This window comes from Desulfuribacillus stibiiarsenatis, from assembly GCF_001742305.1.
GTDB classification, from domain to species: domain Bacteria; phylum Bacillota; class Bacilli; order Desulfuribacillales; family Desulfuribacillaceae; genus Desulfuribacillus_A; species Desulfuribacillus_A stibiiarsenatis.
The window spans coordinates 90,850-111,728 of record NZ_MJAT01000001.1; the positions used below are offsets into that span (position 1 = coordinate 90,850).

Annotated in this window: 18 protein-coding genes; all 18 read left to right on the forward strand. The window is 39.3% G+C overall.

Going from position 1 to position 20,879, the window contains the following annotated elements; all coding sequences use genetic code 11:
• The first annotated feature begins 86 nt into the window (after nucleotides 1–86).
• The 18 genes from BHU72_RS00375 (at nucleotide 87) to BHU72_RS00460 (ending at nucleotide 20,830) form a co-directional block, all read left to right on the forward strand.
• The gene (locus tag BHU72_RS00375; protein ID WP_069700642.1) at nucleotides 87–2,756 is read left to right on the forward strand and encodes a CBS domain-containing protein; all 2,670 of its coding nucleotides are present in this window, start codon (nucleotides 87–89) and stop codon (nucleotides 2,754–2,756) included.
• Nucleotides 2,757–2,846: 90 nt separating this feature from the next.
• Entirely contained in the window at nucleotides 2,847–4,286 is a 1,440-nt protein-coding gene (locus BHU72_RS00380) for a flagellar hook-associated protein 2 (protein ID WP_069700643.1), read from the forward strand.
• Nucleotides 4,287–4,351: 65 nt separating this feature from the next.
• Nucleotides 4,352–4,750, forward strand: a complete 399-nt coding sequence (locus BHU72_RS00385; RefSeq protein WP_218076064.1) for a flagellar protein FlaG — start codon at nucleotides 4,352–4,354, stop codon at nucleotides 4,748–4,750.
• A gap of 31 nt (nucleotides 4,751–4,781) precedes the next feature.
• Nucleotides 4,782–5,171, forward strand: coding sequence for a flagellar export chaperone FliS (fliS, locus tag BHU72_RS00390; RefSeq protein WP_069700644.1), 390 nt, complete (start codon nucleotides 4,782–4,784; stop codon nucleotides 5,169–5,171).
• On the forward strand, nucleotides 5,172–5,582 hold the full coding sequence (locus BHU72_RS00395) for a hypothetical protein (RefSeq protein WP_176720355.1): 411 nt from the start codon (nucleotides 5,172–5,174) through the stop codon (nucleotides 5,580–5,582).
• Nucleotides 5,583–6,163: 581 nt separating this feature from the next.
• On the forward strand, nucleotides 6,164–6,946 hold the full coding sequence (locus BHU72_RS00400; RefSeq protein ID WP_069700646.1) for a basic amino acid ABC transporter substrate-binding protein: 783 nt from the start codon (nucleotides 6,164–6,166) through the stop codon (nucleotides 6,944–6,946).
• Nucleotides 6,947–7,219: 273 nt separating this feature from the next.
• Complete coding sequence (locus tag BHU72_RS00405) at nucleotides 7,220–7,882, forward strand: amino acid ABC transporter permease (RefSeq protein WP_069700647.1); 663 nt, start codon at nucleotides 7,220–7,222, stop codon at nucleotides 7,880–7,882.
• Nucleotides 7,879–8,601: an amino acid ABC transporter ATP-binding protein gene (locus tag BHU72_RS00410; RefSeq protein WP_069700648.1), complete on the forward strand. Its 723-nt coding sequence runs from the start codon at nucleotides 7,879–7,881 to the stop codon at nucleotides 8,599–8,601. The genes BHU72_RS00405 and BHU72_RS00410 overlap by 4 nt, the downstream gene beginning before the upstream one ends.
• A gap of 282 nt (nucleotides 8,602–8,883) precedes the next feature.
• Nucleotides 8,884–9,432, forward strand: a complete 549-nt coding sequence (gene hpf, locus BHU72_RS00415) for a ribosome hibernation-promoting factor, HPF/YfiA family (protein ID WP_069700649.1) — start codon at nucleotides 8,884–8,886, stop codon at nucleotides 9,430–9,432.
• Nucleotides 9,433–9,553: 121 nt separating this feature from the next.
• A complete protein-coding gene (locus BHU72_RS00420) occupies nucleotides 9,554–9,820 on the forward strand; it encodes a hypothetical protein (protein ID WP_069700650.1) in 267 nt (88 codons plus the stop codon).
• 286 nt (nucleotides 9,821–10,106) lie between these two features.
• Entirely contained in the window at nucleotides 10,107–12,668 is a 2,562-nt protein-coding gene (gene secA, locus BHU72_RS00425) for a preprotein translocase subunit SecA (RefSeq protein WP_069700909.1), read from the forward strand.
• Nucleotides 12,669–12,748: 80 nt separating this feature from the next.
• On the forward strand, nucleotides 12,749–14,443 hold the full coding sequence (locus BHU72_RS00430) for a spore germination protein (RefSeq protein ID WP_083248153.1): 1,695 nt from the start codon (nucleotides 12,749–12,751) through the stop codon (nucleotides 14,441–14,443).
• Between the two features lie 17 nt (nucleotides 14,444–14,460).
• Nucleotides 14,461–15,582, forward strand: coding sequence for a GerAB/ArcD/ProY family transporter (locus BHU72_RS00435; RefSeq protein ID WP_069700652.1), 1,122 nt, complete (start codon nucleotides 14,461–14,463; stop codon nucleotides 15,580–15,582).
• Nucleotides 15,579–16,733, forward strand: coding sequence for a Ger(x)C family spore germination protein (locus BHU72_RS00440; RefSeq protein ID WP_069700653.1), 1,155 nt, complete (start codon nucleotides 15,579–15,581; stop codon nucleotides 16,731–16,733). Before BHU72_RS00435 ends, BHU72_RS00440 begins: the two co-directional genes overlap by 4 nt.
• Before the next feature lie 231 nt (nucleotides 16,734–16,964).
• Nucleotides 16,965–18,075 (forward strand): peptide chain release factor 2 gene (prfB, locus tag BHU72_RS00445; RefSeq protein WP_245671818.1). Its coding sequence is split into 2 segments (ribosomal slippage): nucleotides 16,965–17,036 and nucleotides 17,038–18,075, totalling 1,110 coding nucleotides; the frame shifts between segments, so codons are not numbered across the junction.
• A complete protein-coding gene (locus tag BHU72_RS00450; RefSeq protein WP_069700654.1) occupies nucleotides 18,075–18,938 on the forward strand; it encodes a YitT family protein in 864 nt (287 codons plus the stop codon). Before prfB ends, BHU72_RS00450 begins: the two co-directional genes overlap by 1 nt.
• A gap of 114 nt (nucleotides 18,939–19,052) precedes the next feature.
• Nucleotides 19,053–19,901 carry a transketolase gene (locus BHU72_RS00455; protein WP_069700655.1) on the forward strand — a complete coding sequence of 283 codons (849 nt, stop codon included), beginning with the start codon at nucleotides 19,053–19,055 and terminating at the stop codon, nucleotides 19,899–19,901.
• Nucleotides 19,901–20,830: a transketolase family protein gene (locus tag BHU72_RS00460; RefSeq protein ID WP_069700656.1), complete on the forward strand. Its 930-nt coding sequence runs from the start codon at nucleotides 19,901–19,903 to the stop codon at nucleotides 20,828–20,830. Before BHU72_RS00455 ends, BHU72_RS00460 begins: the two co-directional genes overlap by 1 nt.
• Nucleotides 20,831–20,879: the final 49 nt, after the last annotated feature.

Sequence of the window (20,879 nt, forward strand, 5' to 3'; positions counted from 1 at the left end):
CATTAAAATTATATCATTAGTATTAGGAAAAGAAGGAATACTTTGCTAAACTATAGACATAACATTGTGCAGTAGGAGGTATATGAATGCAGGTAATCTTATCCCACTTGAACATAGATTTTGACGGTTTAGCCTCCATAATAGCGGCAAAAAAACTCTATCCGAAAGCGAAAATGGTTTTGCCGGAGAAGCTATCGATTTCTGTAAAGCAATACTTAGCAATCTATAAGGATTCATTTGATTTTCACGCTCCTAAGCAAATTGATTGGAAATCAGTTACACATGTCATAATGGTTGATATAGCGAATTTAGATCGAGTAGGGAATTTTAGCGACGATCTAAGACGAAGCGATGTATTGTTCACGGTTTATGATCACCATCAACCAGCGGAGAACGATGTAAAAGCAGACTCTGGGAAGATTGAATCGATTGGTGCAACAGTAACAATGTTAGTAGAAGAAATTCAAGAAAAGAACATATCTATGAATGCTTTTGAAGCGACTTTAATGGCTTTAGGATTATACATGGATACTGGTTCGTTCCGCTACATAGGGACAACGGCAAGAGATTTACTAGCGGCTGGTTACCTCGTCAACCAAGGGGCAAATTTAGCTGTTATTTCACAGTATGAAGATAAACCTCTAGGTGTTGAGCAGCAAAAGTTATTAAACATTCTTATGCAGAGTGGAACGGAGTTTCCTTTTCAAGGTGTGGATGTGATGCTAGCTACCCATAGGCAAAAAAGTTACCTCGGTGGACTCTCTCTCATCGCAAGTAAGATGATGGATGTTACAGGTGTGCAGGCACTCATACTTATTATTGAAATGGGTAACAAAGTGTTCATTGTTGGTCGCTCCAGTTCTGATCGTATCGATGTGTTGCCTGTAATTAACGCTTTAGGTGGCGGTGGGCATTCAAAAGCTGCTTCAGCAACTATAAAAGATGGTAGTCATGAAGACATAGTAGAAATCGTAAAGTCGAATCTAGCTGCGATTGTAAAACCAGCCGTTACTGCAAGAGATATGATGTCTAGCCCTGTAAAGACAATTTCCCCGGATACAAGTATTGAAGATTCAGCTAGGATGATGCTACGTTACGGACACACTGGGTTCCCAGTTGTAGATGTTGACAAATTGGTAGGTATAATCTCGCGAAGAGATTTAGATAAAGCAACGCATCATGGTTTAGGACATGCTCCTGTAAAAGGGTTTATGAGTAAAGAAGTTCGGACGATTGAACCGAATTTATCTGTAGAAGAGATTCAAAATATCATGATTGAAGAAAATGTAGGTCGCTTACCAGTAGTGGAAGATGACAAGCTCATTGGTATTGTGTCGCGGACAAATGTAGTGGAATACCTGCATGGACGGAGAAATAATAATTTTATTTTAGATGAATCTGCGTTAAAGCCATTAGAACGTAAGTTGAAAGATAGAATGAAAAAGCAAATGGAGCTACCGATCTACCAGCTACTTTTACATATAGGAGAAAAAGCAGATGAGATAGGAGTTAATGCCTACATTATTGGTGGTGTAGTGCGAGACCTTGTAATTGGCTATCCGAACGAGGATATCGATATCGTGATAGAAGGGGATGGAATTCAATTTGCCAATCTTCTTGCTGAGCAATATGGTGGAACTGTCAGAGGTCATGAGAAATTCGGTACTGCTACATGGAAACTACCGAATGAATGTCTATTAGAGACTATGTGTAGACCAGGATTGAAAATCGATATTACTACTGCACGTAGAGAATATTATGATTATCCGGCAGCTCTACCTAATGTGGAAAGGTCAACACTGCGTGAAGATTTATTCAGACGTGATTTTACTATTAATGCAATGGCAATCCAGATTAATAAAAAGAATTTTGGCATGCTAATCGATTATTTTCATGGTAGTAAAGATATTAAAGAGAAAAAAATAAAGGTATTATACAATCTAAGTTTTGTAGAAGACCCGACAAGAATTCTAAGAGCAGTGCGTTTTGAGAAACGTTTTGGGTATGCGATGGACAAGCAAACAAGAGACCTTGCTATTAATTCCGTTGATAAGATATCTTCTGTTTCTGAAGTAAGAATTTCTAACGAACTTCGGATGCTATTCAATGAACAGCACCCAATCGAATCAATTCAACGCTTATCTGAATTAGGTGCTTGGGAGTATATCATCGGGGAAGGCGTTATTACGAAAGATAAAATACATCAATTACAAACATTTAAAGATCTTTGCTATGCATACCATACCAAGAAAATAGCGAACAGTATCTTCAGGTCTCACAACAGTAGAGATAGTAGAGCATGGATTGGCTATTTCGTTATTCTTTTTCATGAATTAGATAATGGTCATGAACGGCTTGTAAAGTACGCTTTGAATAATGAGGATTTAGAGGTTGTTGACCAATTTGTCGTACTGCTAAATCATCAGGAATTACTCGATGCTATCCGTGCAGAAATTCCTACTATGGGAATGTTACATAAGTTTTTAAAAGAATATCGCTATGAATCAATCGTAATCATGATAGCTCTACTGGATCATTTATCTGAGCGCTTAAGTGAACGTATTATAGAATATTTAATGAAAAGAGAGCAGATTCCTCAGTATATTAATGGTGAAACATTAAAGGTGATGGGTCTTAAGCCAAGCCCAATGTATGCAAAGCTATTCTCAGACTTAGAACTAGCATGCATCGATGGGAACATTAAAAGTAAAGAGGATGCTTTACGATGGGTAGAGCAATATATTAAGAAACAATAACTTTCATGCAAAAGTTTAGCGTTATGCTAAACTTTTTTTTTGTATTGCCGATATTTACATTAGATATATTTACACGGAGGTGGCTATTTTATGACGAGTCCAATTCGATTTGGCGGGATTGCCAGTGGTTTAGATACTGAGAGTATGATTAAACAGTTAATGCGTGCGGAACGTTTTCCGTTGGATCGCATGTTCCAAAAAAAGAGAATTACAGAATGGCAGCAAGAGGAATATCGAAGTATAAATACTAAAATGCTAGATTTCAGGACTTCTGCTTCTAATATAAGATTACAAGGTACATTTCTTGCGCGCAAAGTTACTTCAACTAACGAAGCGGCTGTTAGCGCTAAATCTACAGGTGCATCTAGTAACTTTACGTCACAAATTGAAGTTACTCAACTAGCAAAGGCTGGATTCCGTAACAGTGCTGAAGATATTGCTATTACTGACACAAAGAGTAAAACAGCTTTAGCAGACTATGCTGGAGATAAATTTTCAATTAACGGAAGAGAATTCACAGTGCGGGCAGATGAATCGGTCGAAGATTTATTGAAGCGTATTAACGATGCGAAAATTGGTGTGTCTGCTTTCTATGATAGCACAACGAAGAAAGTATCAATTTCCTCACATACACCTGGTGCAAATAAATTGCAAATCACTGATACCGACGGATTCTTAACTAATCAACTAAAGTTAACTGACGGCTTTGCAGGTCAAGATGCTCTATTTAAATTAAATGGACTAGAGACTAGTCGAGACTCTAATACGTTTACTATCAACAATGTAGAATACACATTAAAAGCAGAAGGAACATCTACCATTTCTTCTTCTACCGATACAGATAAAATTATGGATACAATTAAAGATTACATTACCAAATATAATGATTTAATTACTAGTACCCAAGAAAAATTGACAGAAAAGAAGTATCGAAGCTACCCTCCTCTAACAGATGAGCAAAAGAAAGATATGACGGATAAGGAAATAGAGTTATGGGAAGAAAAAGCTCGTAGTGGTTTGTTGAGAGGCGACTCTTTATTAACGAATATGCTGTCAGATCTTCGTACAATGATGTCAGACCAAGTTAAAGGTTTGGGAGCGGGAAAGATTTCTAGCTTATTTGATATCGGTATTAAGTCAAACAATTACCAAGAACGAGGACTGCTTCATATTGATGAGAATAAACTTAGAGAAGCATTAGAAACAAAACCTGACGAAGTCATCGCACTTTTTACAGCACAAAGTGAAAATGTAAGCGAAAAAGGAATTGGTACAAGGGTTTATGATTCATTAAATATAGCGATAGACCGTGTTACGCAAAAAGCTGGTCGAGCAAATATGTCTACAGATAATAGTTTTATGTCAAAGGAATTAAGACGTTTTGATAGTCAGATGGAGCTATTTGAAAAACGTTTAACAGAAAAGGAAGAGCGTTATTGGAAGCAATTCACTGCTATGGAGAAAGCATTACAAGAACTTAACTCTCAGGGAGATTGGTTGATGGCTCAGCTTAGCCAACCGACGAGATAATTCTAAACATAGTGAATAATCAACAGGTAATCGCTTTTACTTAAAATGTGAAAAGAGGTGATAATATGGGATTTGACGGAATATCATCTGTTAGAAGTAACCCAGCACATTCTAGTCCACCAAAGACAATCAATATCTTAAACCATATGCGATCGGAGCAACGAGAACAAGATAAGCAAAAAAATGTTTCCAAAACAGCAGAGGCTCAAGGAAATAGTACAAATATGCAACAACAAGTAAATGAAGAGGATTTAATTAAAGCCATTGAAAAAGCCAATGAAAGCTTTAAAGGGAAAAATGCTAGATTTGAATACTCAATTCACGAAGAAACCAAGAAGATAATGGTGAAAATTGTAAATCCGACAAATGACGAAGTAATTAAGGAGATACCATCAGAGAAAATACTCGATATGGTAGCTAAGATTTGGGAGATGTCAGGTTTATTAGTAGACGAAAAGCGATAGATTAACATTATATTAGGATAGGGTGATTCACTTGGCTACAAGCAATCCATACCAACAATATGCACAGAATAAGGTTTTCACCGCTACACCAGGCGAATTAACATTGATGTTATATGAGGGAATTTTGAAATTTTGCAAACGTGCAAAGGTAGCAATTGAGCAAAAAAACATTCGCGAAGCGAATGACGCTTTGATTCGTTCGCAGAATATTATCAGAGAACTTAAATATACGTTAAAACAAGAATATGAAGTAGGGAAACAATTAGCTCAGCTCTATGATTTTATGCTCAATCAACTTATTGAGGCGAATATCAAGAAAGAAGCTAAATTAGTAGATGAAGTATTGGGGCTAGCTCAAGAGCTACATGATACATGGAAAGAAGCAATTAAGCTTGAAAGACAGCAACGAAAGCAGGCATAATTGATGGTTGGTGCAAAAGATACAGTCAAGAACAATGTGCTTAAGCTTATCGACGAATTACTAGAAGTGAGCCATCTGTTACAGCAGGATGATATCTTAATAAGAAATCATTTAATCGAACATCTAGAACACCGAAATACACTTTTCGTCAGTATGCAAGAGTTATTAAACAGTGAACGTGACTTAACACACGATTCATTGGTGCGTAAGAAATTGCAGGAAATATATGATTCGCATAAAGCAATAGAAACTATTGTGGAAAAACAGAAGCACGATGCTTCTGAAGAGCTTCAGAAAATAGAGCTAGGCAAACGGTCTTCCGAGTTATACGAACACGGGCGCGGTCGGGTTACCCGTAGGAATCCCTATCAAGCAACCCCAGACGCTGCGTTCTTCGATAAGAAGAAATAGTAAAAAGACGGTACGAGTCGCTTTAACGCGCACTATACCGTCTTTTTATATCTTGTGCTCCTCGCGATGAGTAAACAGCATCATTATGTGCACATGTCTCAAGTAATTACTACTTATCCACATTATATGTGCATAAGTGCCGATTTTTATAGGAAAACCTGTGCATAACTTGCGAATTTCTCACATGACATTCCACAATCCTCAATATGAAAAAGTTTAAAATCTGTGGATAATGTGTATAACTCTGTGAATAACTATGGAATTAAGGTTTTTGTTGTGAGTAAATATTTTATGTAAGAAATTTAAAACACCCGTTCTCTTGACTTTTCCGTTTTAGAGGACTAAAGCACTAAATAGCTATCCTAATTCTTTAGGACGATAGAATTTGTTACTTCACATTACTCTTTACGATAGTAAAAGTGAAGTACAACTATTGAATTATCAATCATATGTGTGTATAATTATCAGTGTTGCAAAACTAGTGGGACATCTTGTTTCTTTGAAATTCCTAGTTTTGCATTTATATTGTGTAAGAATGTTGTATGTAAGATTTTTCTATTAAACAGGGGGAGAGAATACAAATGAAAAAGTGGACAAAGCTTTTCGTAGTAATGACTTTAGTATTAAGTTTAGCTCTAGTTTCTGTTGGTTGTGGTTCTAAAGACAATACTGCACCTGCAGATGGTAAGAAGGTATTCAAAGTTGGAACTGACGCTGCATATAAGCCATTTGAATGGACTATGCCAAACGGCGATATTGTAGGTTTTGACGTTGATGTAATCAAGGCTGTAGCTGAAGCTGGTGGCTTTGAAGTGCAAATCGAACACAAGGGCTGGGAAGGTCTTTTTGAAGCTGTAAATAACGGTGAAATTGATATGGCAGTTTCTGCAATCACGATTACAGAAGAGCGCCAAAAGGAATATGATTTTGCAAATGCATATTTCGAAGCAACACAGTTAATTCTTGTACCTGAAGATTCTACGATTGCTTCATTAGCTGACTTAGAAGGTAAGAACATTGGAGTTCAACAAGGAACAACGGGTGATATTTCAGTTCGTAGTGCATTTGGCAAAGAATATGCTGGCGTGAAGCCTTTTGAGAACACTCCATTCGCGATTCAAGCGTTAACAATTGGTCAAGTAGATGCAGTTGTAGCAGATAACGTAGTTGTATTAGAGTACATCAAAGCAAACCCTAACGCAAAAGTTAAGTTTGTTTCTGATGATGCATTTGAGCCGGAATACTATGGCTATTTAGTGAAAAAAGGTAACACAGAATTACAACAACTTTTAAATGAATCTTTACAAAAAATTATGGACAATGGTAAGTACGAAGAAATTTACAATACTTACTTTGGTAAGTAATTCGAAGATTGCAATTCAATAGATAATCACAGAAAGCTTATCTTTCTCCGAAAAGAGATTGATAAGCTTTTTTATAAGAAAGTATATCATTCTTATCACAAATAAGTGCAACTAAGGTATTCTCTTCACCAAAGCTTGGCGAATGCCAATTTCTTTATGGTAATTCTGCATTTTATATTGCATGGCTTGTCAACTCAAGGTATAATCAAGCGTGGTATTATACGTTCGTAATGTAACGAATTAGTATGTCAAAGTGAAAGGAAGCGATTTTCTATGTACGATTTTGACTGGGATGTAGTCATAGATTACAGTCCTTTATTTATCAAAGGTGTTGGAATGACAGTTCAATTAACTACAATCGGGATTATCTTTGGGATGATTCTTGGTCTAATCTTAGCATTTATGCGATTATCAAAAAATCCTCTATTTAATTGGCCTGCTACTATATACCTTAATATTTTCCGCGGTACACCGCTTTTTGTACAATTATTAGTCATTCACTTAGCTGCAATTCCAATGATTTTTGGAACGTCTCAGGGACCTTTCTTTTCCGGCTCAGTGGCATTAGCACTCAATAGTGCAGCGTATATCTCGGAGATTTTCCGTGCAGGGATTAAGTCCATCGATAAGGGCCAAATGGAAGCTGCAAGATCTCTAGGTATGACCCATTGGATGGCAATGCGTGAAATCATTCTACCGCAAGCAGTGAAGCGAATGATTCCGCCGTTTGGGAACGAGTTCATTATGCTTCTTAAAGACTCGTCGCTAGTGGCTGTCATCGCGGTTCACGATTTAACACAAGCGGGACGTATGGTCATGGCAGCTACTTTTAAACCGTGGGAAGCGTACTTGCCTGTCGCTGTGCTTTACTTAATGTTGACTTTACCTCTTACTTATCTAGTGGCATATCTAGAAAGGAGGCTGGAAACGAAATGATTATTGTAAGAAATCTGCATAAGAAATTCGGCGAATTACATGTATTAAAAGGCATTGATGCTGAAATACAGGAAAAAGAAGTAGTAGTTGTAATTGGACCGAGTGGATCGGGTAAGAGTACCTTCCTTCGTTGTTTGAACTTATTAGAAGACATTACTTCAGGTGAAGTGTTCGTAGAAGGCGCGAATATCGCTGACAAAATTACAGATATTAACCTAGTACGCCGACAAGTGGGGATGGTGTTCCAGCAATTCAATCTATTCCCGCATAAAACAACTTTAGATAATATTACGTTAGCACCTCGAAAGCTATTGAATAAATCGAAACAAGAAGCAGAGGAAAAGGCATACCAATTGCTAGATAAAGTAGGGCTTAGAGATAAAGCCCATGTTTACCCTGACAATCTTTCTGGTGGTCAGAAGCAACGTGTTGCGATTGCCCGCGCGTTAGCGATGGAGCCAAAGGTAATGCTGTTCGACGAGCCGACTTCTGCCTTAGACCCGGAAATGGTTGGAGAAGTTCTTGGTGTAATGAAGCAATTAGCTTTAGAAGGCATGACGATGGTTGTTGTTACTCACGAAATGGGCTTTGCTCGTGAAGTGGGTGACCGTGTGATTTTTATGGATGAAGGAATTCTGGTTGAGCAAGGAACGCCAGATGAAATTTTCAAAAATCCGAAAAACCCAAGAACGCAAGCTTTCTTAAGCAAAGTACTGTAATAACAGTGAGTAAAAAGTAAAATATAAAAATCCGATGATATATACGATGTAAACTCGGCGCACACTGAAACAACGAGTGGTAGCTATAATTACTTCTCCTGATTAGACTTTTTGATGAAAATACAGTACAATAACTTTACTACAAGAAAACTTTTCCATTGCACATTGGAGATGAAAGGAAAAGAGGATTTTGTAGAAAAAGGACGAATATAGTAGGTAGTACCAACACAATCTAAACGTTGTGTAGATCAAGAATTCATCAGAAATTAGGAGGGGTTATTTATGAAGTATAACCTTCGAGGACACAATGTCGAAATTACAGACGCATTAAAAGATTACGTAGAGAAGAAACTGGGCCGCATCGAGAAGTATTTTGATACTCCGCCGGCAACAGACGTCCAAGTAACATTACGTGTATTACGTGCAGATCATACTGTAGAAGTAACGTTACCTCTAAATGGAATGATTATACGTGCTGAAGAAACATCGAATGATATGTATGCAAGTATTGACCTTGTCGGGGAAAAGTTAGAACGACAAATTCGCAAATATAAGACTCGTGTGAATCGTAGATTTGAAAATCAAGGAATCCGTAATCTATTTAAAGATTTTGCTCCTACTGTGGATGAAAAAGAAGAAAAAGACGAGGACTTCTCTGTAGTAAAGACAAAATCTTTTGGTGTAAAACCTATGGTAGTAGAAGAAGCAATTCTTCAAATGAACTTGATTGGCCACGACTTCTATGTGTTCTTAAATGCAGAAGAAGATGCAGTAAACGTTGTGTATAAGCGTCGCAACGGTCAATATGGTTTAATTAAACCAGAATTCTAAAAATTGTTCATTCAGATTTAGTAACAACATTTATTTAGCAAAACTCCACATTTGCCTATTTCGAAACCTAGTCACATGTCATATGTATATTAGTATCAGACTATGGCGGAGGGGATCGAAATTGGAAGTACTATTACTGACGATCCTGTTTTTCTCATTATGGGTTTCGACGCATATTGGGTTTTGGAATTTCCGGCAGATGTACTACATACCAAGCCTGTTCTTATACTTTACGCTTGGCCTTAGTACTGTAGGAGTTGTCTATTTTATTCGTAACACGGACGTAGTCATACTCTACTTTGGAGTTGTCCTTGGCACTATTCAAGGGAATCAAGAAGCAGAATGCTTAGAAGAATATAGAGGAACCAGACCTAGAGCGTTATTCTAGGTCTTTTCTATTTTCTTTTCTAGTCTCCTTATTGTTCTATCATGCTGCTTTATGTTTCTGGTGTTCTCTCCATATGTTGTGTTCACTTTGGAAAACTGTTACAATTAAATGATGGAATAGTTATAATTTAATGATGTGACATATGAAACGTTAGTTAGTATCCATGCGTCATATTAGATGCTAAATGTGTAACGATTGAATTAGTGATTTTAATTGGAATTTGGTTCGCTATTTACTTGGTATCGATGAGATACGATAGGAGTGGTAATACGTGTTATTAGATTTAATGAAGAAACTATTCGGGGATGGAAATGAACGAGAAGTCAAGAAACTATATAAAGTTGTCGATCAGATTAATGCTTTAGAGCCTGCAATTACGCAATTAAGTGATGATCAATTACGTGGTAAAACTCAGCAATTCAAAGATGAGTTTACAAATGGTAAAAGCTTAGATGATATTTTACCGGAAGCCTTCGCTGTAGTTCGTGAAGCATCGAAACGCGCTCTCGGAATGCGCCATTTTGACGTGCAGTTAATTGGTGGTATTGTGTTACATCAGCATCGTATTGCCGAGATGCGTACAGGGGAAGGTAAAACCTTAATGGCGACCTTACCTACATACCTTAATGCAATTACTGGTAAGGGAGTTCACGTCATTACAGTCAACGACTACCTGGCTAGACGTGACAGTGAATGGATGGGGCAAATCTATACATTCCTAGGTCTTACAGTAGGTCTGAACGTTCACGGACTTACCCATGATGAGAAACAGGATGCGTACCGTTGTGATATTACTTATGGTACGAACAACGAATTCGGTTTTGACTACCTTCGCGATAATATGGTGTTATATAAGGAGCAGCTAGTGCAGCGACCGTTATATTACGCAATCATTGACGAGGTCGATAGTATCCTGATTGATGAAGCGAGAACACCGCTTATCATATCTGGGAAAGGAGAAAAGTCTACAGACTTCTACCACCAAGCGAGCCGATTCATTACAAAGTTAACAGAAGAAGACTTCACACTTGATGAAAAGGCGAAATCAGTCACCTTAACGGAATCTGGTGTAGCCAAGGCGGAAAACCACTTTAAGTTAGAGAACTTGTATGACGATCAGAACATTACAATCAACCATCAAGTACTACAAGCGCTGAAAGCTCGTGTACTGATGAAACGCGATGTTGACTATGTAGTAGAGGATGGCGAAGTCATCATTGTTGATGAGTTCACGGGTCGTTTAATGCAAGGGCGTCGTTTTAGCGATGGTCTTCATCAAGCAATTGAGGCAAAAGAAGGACTGAAAACTCGCGAGGAAAGTAAGACTCTCGCGACAATCACCATCCAGAATTACTTCCGTATGTACCAAAAGCTTGCGGGCATGACAGGTACTGCGAAAACAGAAGAAGAAGAATTCATGAAAATCTATGGTCTGGATGTAGTGACAATTCCTACGAACCGCGAGATGATTCGTAAGGATATGCCAGACGTTGTATATAAGACAGTCCGTGGGAAAGTATCTGCCGTCATCGAAGAAATTGTGCGCCGTCATCAGACAGGTCAACCGACTTTAGTAGGTACTATTTCGATTGAGAATTCGGAAATGCTATCTCAGCTATTGCAGAAAAAAGGTGTACCACATACGGTTCTTAACGCGAAATATCACGCACAAGAAGCAGAAATCGTATCAAAAGCCGGTCAACGTGGTGCCGTTACAATTGCTACGAACATGGCTGGTCGTGGTACAGATATCGTCCTTGGTGAAGGAGTTGCTGAACTTGGCGGACTTCATATTATCGGCACAGAACGCCATGAGAGCAGACGTATTGATAATCAGCTACGTGGTCGTGCAGGACGTCAAGGGGACCCTGGTTCTTCGCAATTCTACGTTTCTCTAGAAGATGACTTGATGCGCTTGTTCGGTGGCGAATCAATTACTGCTATCATGAATCGAATTGGCTTTGATGAGGACCAGCCGCTAGAGTCTGGTATGCTTTCAAGAGCAATTGAGAAAGCACAAGAAAAAGTAGAGACGAATAACTTCATGTTACGCCGTCACATCCTGCAATACGATGATGTCATGAACAAGCAACGTGAAATCATGTATAAGCAGCGCCGCGAGGTCTTAGAGAATGATAGCATCCGCGATATCGTCATTCAGATGATGGAAGACGTGTCAAGTCGCTTGGTTGAAATCTACTGTCCGGCAGAAGAAGTACCAGAAGATTGGGATATGAATGGATTGCTGGATGGGTTGAATCGTATTTACTTAAAATCGGGTCAGTTAACAATTGAAGAACTAGATGCATTACGTATTCATCATGAGCCAGAGAAAGTCATGGAAATGCTTAAGGAATTGATTGAGAATCTCTACGATGCTAGAGAGCATGAGTTAAGTCCTGAAATGCTTCGTGAGCTTGAGAAGGTTATTGTTCTTCGTGCCGTTGATAGTAAGTGGATGGATCACATCGATGCGATGGATATGCTACGTCAAGGGATACATCTGCGTGCGTATGGTGGTAAAGATCCTGTCATGGAATATAGCTTTGAAGGCTATGAGATGTTCGAGGCTATGATTCACACGATTAAAGAGGAAGTATCGACATATATTATGAAGGCCCATGTACAGACACAAGATCAATTGGAGCGCGTAGAAGTAGCGCAAGGTCAAGTGGCAACCCATGGCCAAGGTGGTTATGTTGCTGGTTCTCAGCCTCCTTTAGGGCAACCGAACAAAGGTGTCGAAGCGCCAAAGAAAACCCCTTATGTGAATGATAATAAAGTTGGTAGAAACGATGACTGCCCATGCGGAAGTGGTAAAAAGTATAAGAAATGTTGCGGTACGTAAAATAGTACGTAATATAAAAAAAATGCATCTATAGGAAATGTTAGAAACCATGCCGATTTTTGTCGCATGGTTTTTTTTATATGGGGAAGAATATTTTAGTAACGGAAATTGAATCATACACTGGTGGTGACTTTATGGTAAACGGACAATCATCGAAAAAATCACCCTTTAAATTATATCGTACAGTACCGATAAATTACATTCAAAAGCCAATGCAACTCAAAAGAGTAAAAAAAATGCTCCAGAAGCTATTTCATAGTAGCTTCGATTTGGTGTTCCGTCCCGTTGGTGATCAATTTCTTGTTGCCTATTTATACCCGGTTATCGATATGGATCGCATGGAGCGAACAGTGCTTACTCCTTTAAAAGAACATATGCAAGAAAAAGAAAGCTTGATTCAAAGTCAAAATAAAAATCAAAAAGAACAAACGTCTACAGCACTTGAGGCACCTCACATAAATAATGAAACACAAAAAAATCAACTAACCAATATAGGGTACTTCGATCAAGTGTTTACGTCAGGGGTTATAGTGTATCAAAAAAAATGGAAGAACATATGCAGTGAAATGATTAAGGGCTCTGTTGTAGTATTTCAACAGCAAGGAGCTGAAGCTGCGGTACTTCGTCTGCCGAATTTCGAACACAGGGCAATTACAGAACCCGATAGCGAAAAGCAGGTCCGTGGTCCGAGGGAAGGTTTCATTGAAGATATTGGTGTCAATATGTCACTTTTGCGTAAGAAAATGCGATCACCATCCCTAGTATTTGAACAACAAACGATTGGGAACTTGACAGAGACAAGGGTAGTTCTAGCATATGCAAAAGGCATCTGCGATCCGGAAATTTTGCAAGAATTAAGGGACCGTTTATCCATGATTAATATTCAGGGTGTACTGGAGAGTGGATATTTAGAAGCATTTATTGTGGACCACCCATGGACCCCATTCCCACAAACTGAAAACACAGAGAAACCTGACAAAGCAATTGCAGAAATTATGGAAGGTAGAATTGCGATTTTAGTCGATGGTTCCCCAAATGTAATACTTGTCCCTGTTGTGTACGGACAGTTTATGCAGGCAAGTGAGGATTATTATGAAAACTTTTGGTATGGTTCGGCATTGCGTATTTTGCGAGCACTAACATTTTTTATTGCTCTATTCTTACCTGGTATTTATGTAGCGATAACATCTATGCATCAGGAAATGTTGCCGACAAGCTTTGCGCTGAAACTCGCAGGAGCAAGAGAGGGTGTGCCGTTTCCTGCGATTGCCGAAGCGTTTTTCATGGAAATCGCTTTCGAATTTTTACGAGAAGCAGGGATACGTTTACCAGCGCAGATTGGTCAAGCCGTTAGTATTGTAGGGGCGCTAATTATTGGTCAAGCGGCAGTAGAGGCAGGGATTGTTTCACCTGTGTTAGTGGTAGTAGTTGCGCTCTCGGGGATTGCCTCTTTTGTAATTCCATCCTATCGATTAGCTATTGCTTTTCGGTTGATTCGATTTGCAATCCTTCTATCTAGCGGGATTCTAGGTCTTATTGGCATTACTTTTGTAGCGCTTTTATTCTTAATCCACTTATCTTCTATGCACTCCTTTGGGGTTCCGTACTTTGAGCCTGTAGCCCCGTTCAAGAAAAGCCATTTGCAGGACTGGTTTTATCGCGCCAATTGGCAGACAAAAGCGAAAAAACCTTTCAATATAGCTATCAATAAGATGAGAAATAAGGTAACTTCTGAAACAGTACCGTTTTCTAAAAAAGGAAATTACCCTCACTAGAAAGGGAGTTACGGATAGTGGATTCTAATAAAAATATGGTTCTACCGAACCAATGGATCACTAACTTTCAGTTGTTCTGTCTAATCATTCTCGTGCGGTCTATGGCTGCTATTAGTTTAACGCCTGTACTTACGTCAGGTTATACAAGACAAGATGTTTGGATTGCAGTACTACTATCTATTTTCGCAAGCTTTATCCAACTCTGGATTGTAGTGAAACTATATAAGATGTTTCCTACATTAAAAATTGGCCAAATTATTGACCATGTGTTAGGAAAATATCTTGGGAAAATAGGTAATTTTATATTTGTACTATTCTTTTATATTTTGGCTATATATTGGTGTGCGTATGTAACGAATCTAGCAGATGTAATTCTTCCTGAGACACCGCGTCCAGTCATTAAGTGGAGCTTTTTGTTCGTATGTTTCTACGCACTCTATAAAGGGCCCGCAAGTATTTTACGGTCTAGTGGTTTTATATTCATCTCGTTAGTTGGGTCTTATTTTTTCTTGGTGGTGTTTTTAGTGCCAGAGTTTGACTTTGCGCAGTTTAAACCCATCCTATATTATGGTTGGACTCCCATATTAGTAGGTACTATTGTGCCTTCCGTACTATTTTTTGAAAGCATTATGCTTTTGCAATTTTTACCTATGGTTAGAGCAAATCAATGGACCGTGCGAATTCCGTTTTTTGCGCACGTATTTGCCGGACTATTGTTATTGGTTACTGCTTGTTTATTAGTCATGGTATTTGGACCGATTGAGGCGGAGAAAATACAGTTTACAGTGTTTACATTAGTACGAGCCATTTCATTAGGTGACTATGTAGAACGGTTAGAATTTGTTGTAATCGCTGCATGGTTTTCTGTGATTTTTTTTGGGACGACAACATTTATCTATATCACCAGAGAAATTCTATTGAATATGATAAAAAGGTTAAATAGCTATGATCAATATGTGAATGTTGGAATGGTATTGGTGATTGGCTGGTTGGTTCCCAAAATGTTTCCAGATATGCTTGTTTTGCTTGAGTTCTATCGTGTAGATCAATACGGATTTAGTGGTTTTGTCATAGCTGGGGCATTTCCAATAATATTATTCATTGTCGCGAATTTGCGTAAACAGGGGGCGAAGCTATGAGAAGAAACATGACGGCGGTAATGCTTGTATGCTGTTTGTTCATCACAGGCTGTTGGAACCGCGTAGAAATGAATGAACTTAACTTTGTCATAGGCGCTGGAATTGATGTAAAGGATGATGAGGTTCAACTTATAGCTCAAGTAGCAAGACCGGATGTATTAGCAGCTGACGCACCACAAGAAAAGGCGTATCGAACATTTACTGGCACTGGGAAGACAATCTTCGATGCGATTCGCGACGTTACGTTGCGTTCACCAAGAAAGCTGTTCTGGGGACATCATCAAGTGTTGTTGGTTAGTGAAAAAATGGCGGAAGAAGGTTTATTAGAGACGCTCGCATTCTTTGCACGTGATCATGAAACTTCTCGTCACGTGCATATTGCCATTGGAGAAGGGGAGTTTAAAAAGCTATTTACGGAACACGTTTATGAGAGATCCATTCCAATGATGTTTCTTGTTCCATTAATGGAGGGTTATAAAGCAAATGCTAAGACTTTTGCGATTAAACTTCATGAATTTTTAAAAATTAATAGCACACCAGGGATGTGTGTATCGTTGCCAATCGTAAGACTTCGCCAAGAGAATGGATTTAACATGTATGAAATGCATGGAACAGCCTTATTTAATGAGAATAAAATGGTGGGTAAGCTGACGCCTGAAGAGACACGAGGGCTGTTATGGTTGCGTGATGAAGTGGAGTCAGCCATTATTCCCATGAATATCACGGAAACGGCAAAGGAGAAAGATCCATTAGTTCAAGAGGTAAGCTTTGAGGTTCTGAGTGCCAAGACCAAAATTACAGCAGATGGTGAATTAAAATTTACTGTGAAATCAGAAGTAGACGTTAGCTTTGGTGAGGACAATTTCCGTGAAGAAGTTCCACGCTCGGAAGAGCGAAAAATTATAAAAAAAATGACGGATAAAGCAAAGAAAATCATCGAATCAGATATGAAACAATATGTTGAACGCTCTAAGGAGTTCACCACCGATCCCGCAGGTTTTGGCCGTGCAATGTACCGCCAAAAGCCAAATGAATGGCGAAAGTATGAGGCTATATGGTGTGAAAAAATGTACCCTCAAATTGAAGTGACCTATGATATCACTGTTAAGAAATCAGGGAATATGATGCTAAGGGACTTAGATGCACAATAGAAAAATGGATGAAATGATGAAACGAATTATTCGATAGACAAAGTATTTTATCCTTAGAATTTGTTTGTCAATTTCCTAGAGAGTTGTGATATAATAACTGATTGTATACTAACATATGGTATAATCTGAGGGATAATATAAAGCGGAACGGATATTATAGAAGGTTTAAAGAGTGACTTGAATTGTGAGTTTCTTTTTTGTAATAGTTTGTTAAGGGTAGGGGATGTACATATGCTATTAAGTGAAATTAAGACAGATATTATGAAGCTGAAGAAGAATTATGAAGAGATTCGGAGGTCTCTTTGACTTAGCAGATAAAGAACAACGCATCGAACGCTTTGATGCCATGATGGGGGAGCCTGACTTTTGGAATGACCAACAGGAAGCGCAAAAGGTCATCAATGAAGCCAATGCGATTAAGAAGTTTGTCGATCGATTTCGTGTTTTAGAAGGAATCCATGACGAGATGACTACCCTGTACGAACTGATTGAAGAAGAGAAGGAAGAAAGTTTACTACCGGATTTACAGAAAAGTTATGATGACTTAGAACGAGAAATTAATGTTTTTGAACTAGAATTGATGCTAAACGGTCCTTATGATAAGAATAGTGCAATTCTTGAAATTCATCCAGGAGCTGGTGGGACAGAATCGCAGGACTGGGCCGAAATGTTGTTACGCTTATATACGCGATGGGCGGAACGGCGTGGCTTCCAAGTCGAAACCTTGGATTACCTTGCAGGGGATGAAGCAGGAGTCAAGAGTGTAACATTATTGATAAAAGGATATAATGCGTACGGATATTTAAGCTCAGAACGTGGGGTGCATCGATTAGTGCGAATTTCCCCGTTTGATGCATCTGGTCGTAGGCACACTTCCTTTGTGTCAGTCAATATTATGCCAGAGCTAGATAATGATGTAGATATTGAAATTCGCGAAGAAGATTTGAAGATTGATACATACAGGTCTGGTGGGGCTGGCGGTCAGCACGTCAACACGACAGATTCGGCAGTGCGCATCACTCACTTGCCATCGGGTATAGTGGTGACTTGCCAATCCGAGCGTTCCCAAATTAAGAATCGAGCGGCTGCTATGAAGATGCTTCAAGGCCGCTTACTAGAAAAGAAGTTAGAGGAACAGCGTCAAGAAAATCTAGCAATTCGTGGCGAGCAAAAGGATAATGGTTGGGGAAGTCAGATACGATCCTACGTGTTCCACCCGTATTCAATGGTGAAGGATCACCGCACGAATGTAGAAGTAGGCAACGTGCAAGCAGTCATGGATGGCGATATCGAAATGTTTATCGATGCTTGGCTTCGTCAGAAATTGAAGGTGACAGAATAATGCCAAATAGAGAAGCAGGATTAAAGAACACTTTACAAGAATATGTACTATTATCCTTTGGTAGCTTGTGTTTAGCCCTGGCACTGAATTGGTTCTTGATTCCGAATCAAATTGCATCCGGTGGAATTAGTGGTATCGCCAATATTATTTTCCATGTGACTGGAATCCCTGTGTGGATGTCACTGCTAGCGATTAATGTACCTGTATTTATCATAGGAACGATGATTCTCGGTTCGAAAACAGGGATAAAATCTTTTATTGGGCTTGTGCTTGTGTCGGTATTTATCTTTGCGACCGATTGGGTCGATCCTTTAACAGATAATTTATTGCTCGCCGCACTCTATGGGGGGTTACTTGTCGGTGTTGGCTTGGGCTTCGTATTCCGGGCTCGCGCAAGTACTGGTGGGACAGACCTTATCGCTCAAGTCGTACATAAGTATACAGGGTTAAGCCTTGGAATCTGCATGCTGTTTATTGACGGGATGGTCATTGTGACAGCGGCGATTGTCTTCGGGGCAGAATTTGGTCTCATGGCACTTTTAAGTTTATATGTAACAAGCAAGACGATTGACTTAGTGCAAGAAGGGTTTAGCTTTGAGAAATTCGCTCTCATTATATCGGAGAAATCAGAGGATCTGCAGCAGGCAATCCTAGTCGATTTAGACCGAGGGGTGACAAAGCTTCACGCCCAAGGTGGTTTCACCGGAATTGACCGCCCGATTTTAATGTGTGTAGTGGAACAGAAAGAAGTATCGGCACTGAAGAAAATGGTCAAGGAAGTTGACCCCGATGCTTTTGTCATTATTGCTCCTGCACAAGAGGTACTTGGAAGAGGTTTCCGAGGGGTCAAGAAGATAACATAGTTTACTCGAAATAAGGCGACTAAGGTTCAGTGGACAAAAACACCACAGAACACGAGTCTTCTTTAATAATTATTATTAATGAATCATTAATGAATCATGTATGGAGGGATTATTATGCAAAAAGAGCAATTGATTCTTATTCAAGAAAAAGCAAGACTCATTCGTCAAGATATTTGCACAATGACATGCAAAGCAAAATCAGGACATCCAGGGGGATCACTATCGTCTGCGGATATCGTGGCATATTTGTATTTCCATGCGATGAATGTAGACCCGAAAAACCCGAAAGACCCAAACCGCGACCGTTTTGTTCTTAGTAAGGGACATGCTTCCCCAGTATTATACGGTGCACTTGCGGAGAAAGGTTTCTTTCCACGTGAAGAGCTTTTAAACTTTAGAAAAATTGGTGCTATGCTGCAAGGTCACCCAGAAATGAAAGGAACTCCTGGTGTTGATATGAGCACTGGATCATTAGGACAAGGCCTTGCGGCTGCTAATGGTATGGCACTTGCAGGGAAGTTGGACAAGAAGGACTATCGCGTATTCGTAGTCATGGGTGACGGAGAAATCCAAGAAGGTATGATTTGGGAAGCGGCTATGGCTTCTGCCCATTATAAATTAGATAACGTAACAGCATTCTTAGATTATAACGGCTTACAAATTGATGGACCGACAGAAGAAGTTATGTCTTTATGTGACGTAGCGGCAAAGTGGCAATCCTTCTGCTGGCACACGATTGAAATTGATGGACATAACATTGAGGAAATTCATGCAGCTGTGGAAGAAGCGAAGACGGTGAAAGGCAAACCGACGATTATTATTGCGAAGACAGTCAAAGGTAAAGGTGTATCGTACATGGAGAATCAAGTGGGCTGGCATGGAAATGCACCAAGTGATGAACAACTAGAGACTGCATTAGCAGATCTAGCGGATATAGCTGATTTTTGTGGAGGTGCACAATAATGACGAAAATTGCAACTCGTGATGCATATGGGAAAGCGTTAGTAGAATTAGGAAAAATAAATCAAAATATCGTGGTATTAGATGCGGACTTATCGAAGTCAACGAAGACTGCGGATTTTGCGAAGGAGTTTCCAGAGAGATTCTTCGATATGGGAATCGCTGAGCAAGGAATGATGGGTACTGCTGCGGGTTTTGCTACGGCAGGGAAGATTCCTTTCGCTAGCACATTTGCGGTATTTGCAACGGCACGTGTTATGGACCAAGTTCGTAACTCGATTGCCTATCCGAAGTTAAATGTAAAGATTGCAGCAACCCATGCAGGCTTAACTGTTGGGGAAGATGGTGGATCTCACCAAGCGATTGAAGATATAGCGTACATGCGTGCAGTACCGAATATGACGGTAATTGTACCTGCTGATGCAGAAGAGACGAAGCAAGTAATTTTCCAAGCAGCTGAATACAACGGGCCTGTCTATATCCGTTTAGGAAGACCGAATGTTCCAGTTCTTTTTGATGAAAATTACAAGTTTGAAATCGGTAAAGGTCATCAGATGCGTGACGGTTCTGATGTCACAATCATTGCTACTGGGATTATGGTGAGTAAAGCATTAGAAGCTGCTGACAAGCTTAAAGAGCAAGGGATTTCTGCTCGTGTCATTAACATTGCTACGATTAAGCCAATCGACAAAGATATTATCATTAAGGCAGCAAACGAAACAAGGGCAATTATCACGGCAGAAGAGCATTCTATCATAGGCGGTCTCGGAAGTGCTGTTGCGGAAGTGTTGTCAGAAAACGCACCAACTAAAATGAAGCGAATCGGCGTGCAAGATACTTTTGGAGAATCTGGAACGCCTGATGCACTACTAGAAAAGTATGGATTAACGGCTGTTAAGATAGCAGAAGCTGCGATTGAAATTTTAAAGTAATATATTTCTACACACCCTGCATATAATGTACAAGCTTACAAAACTCGTA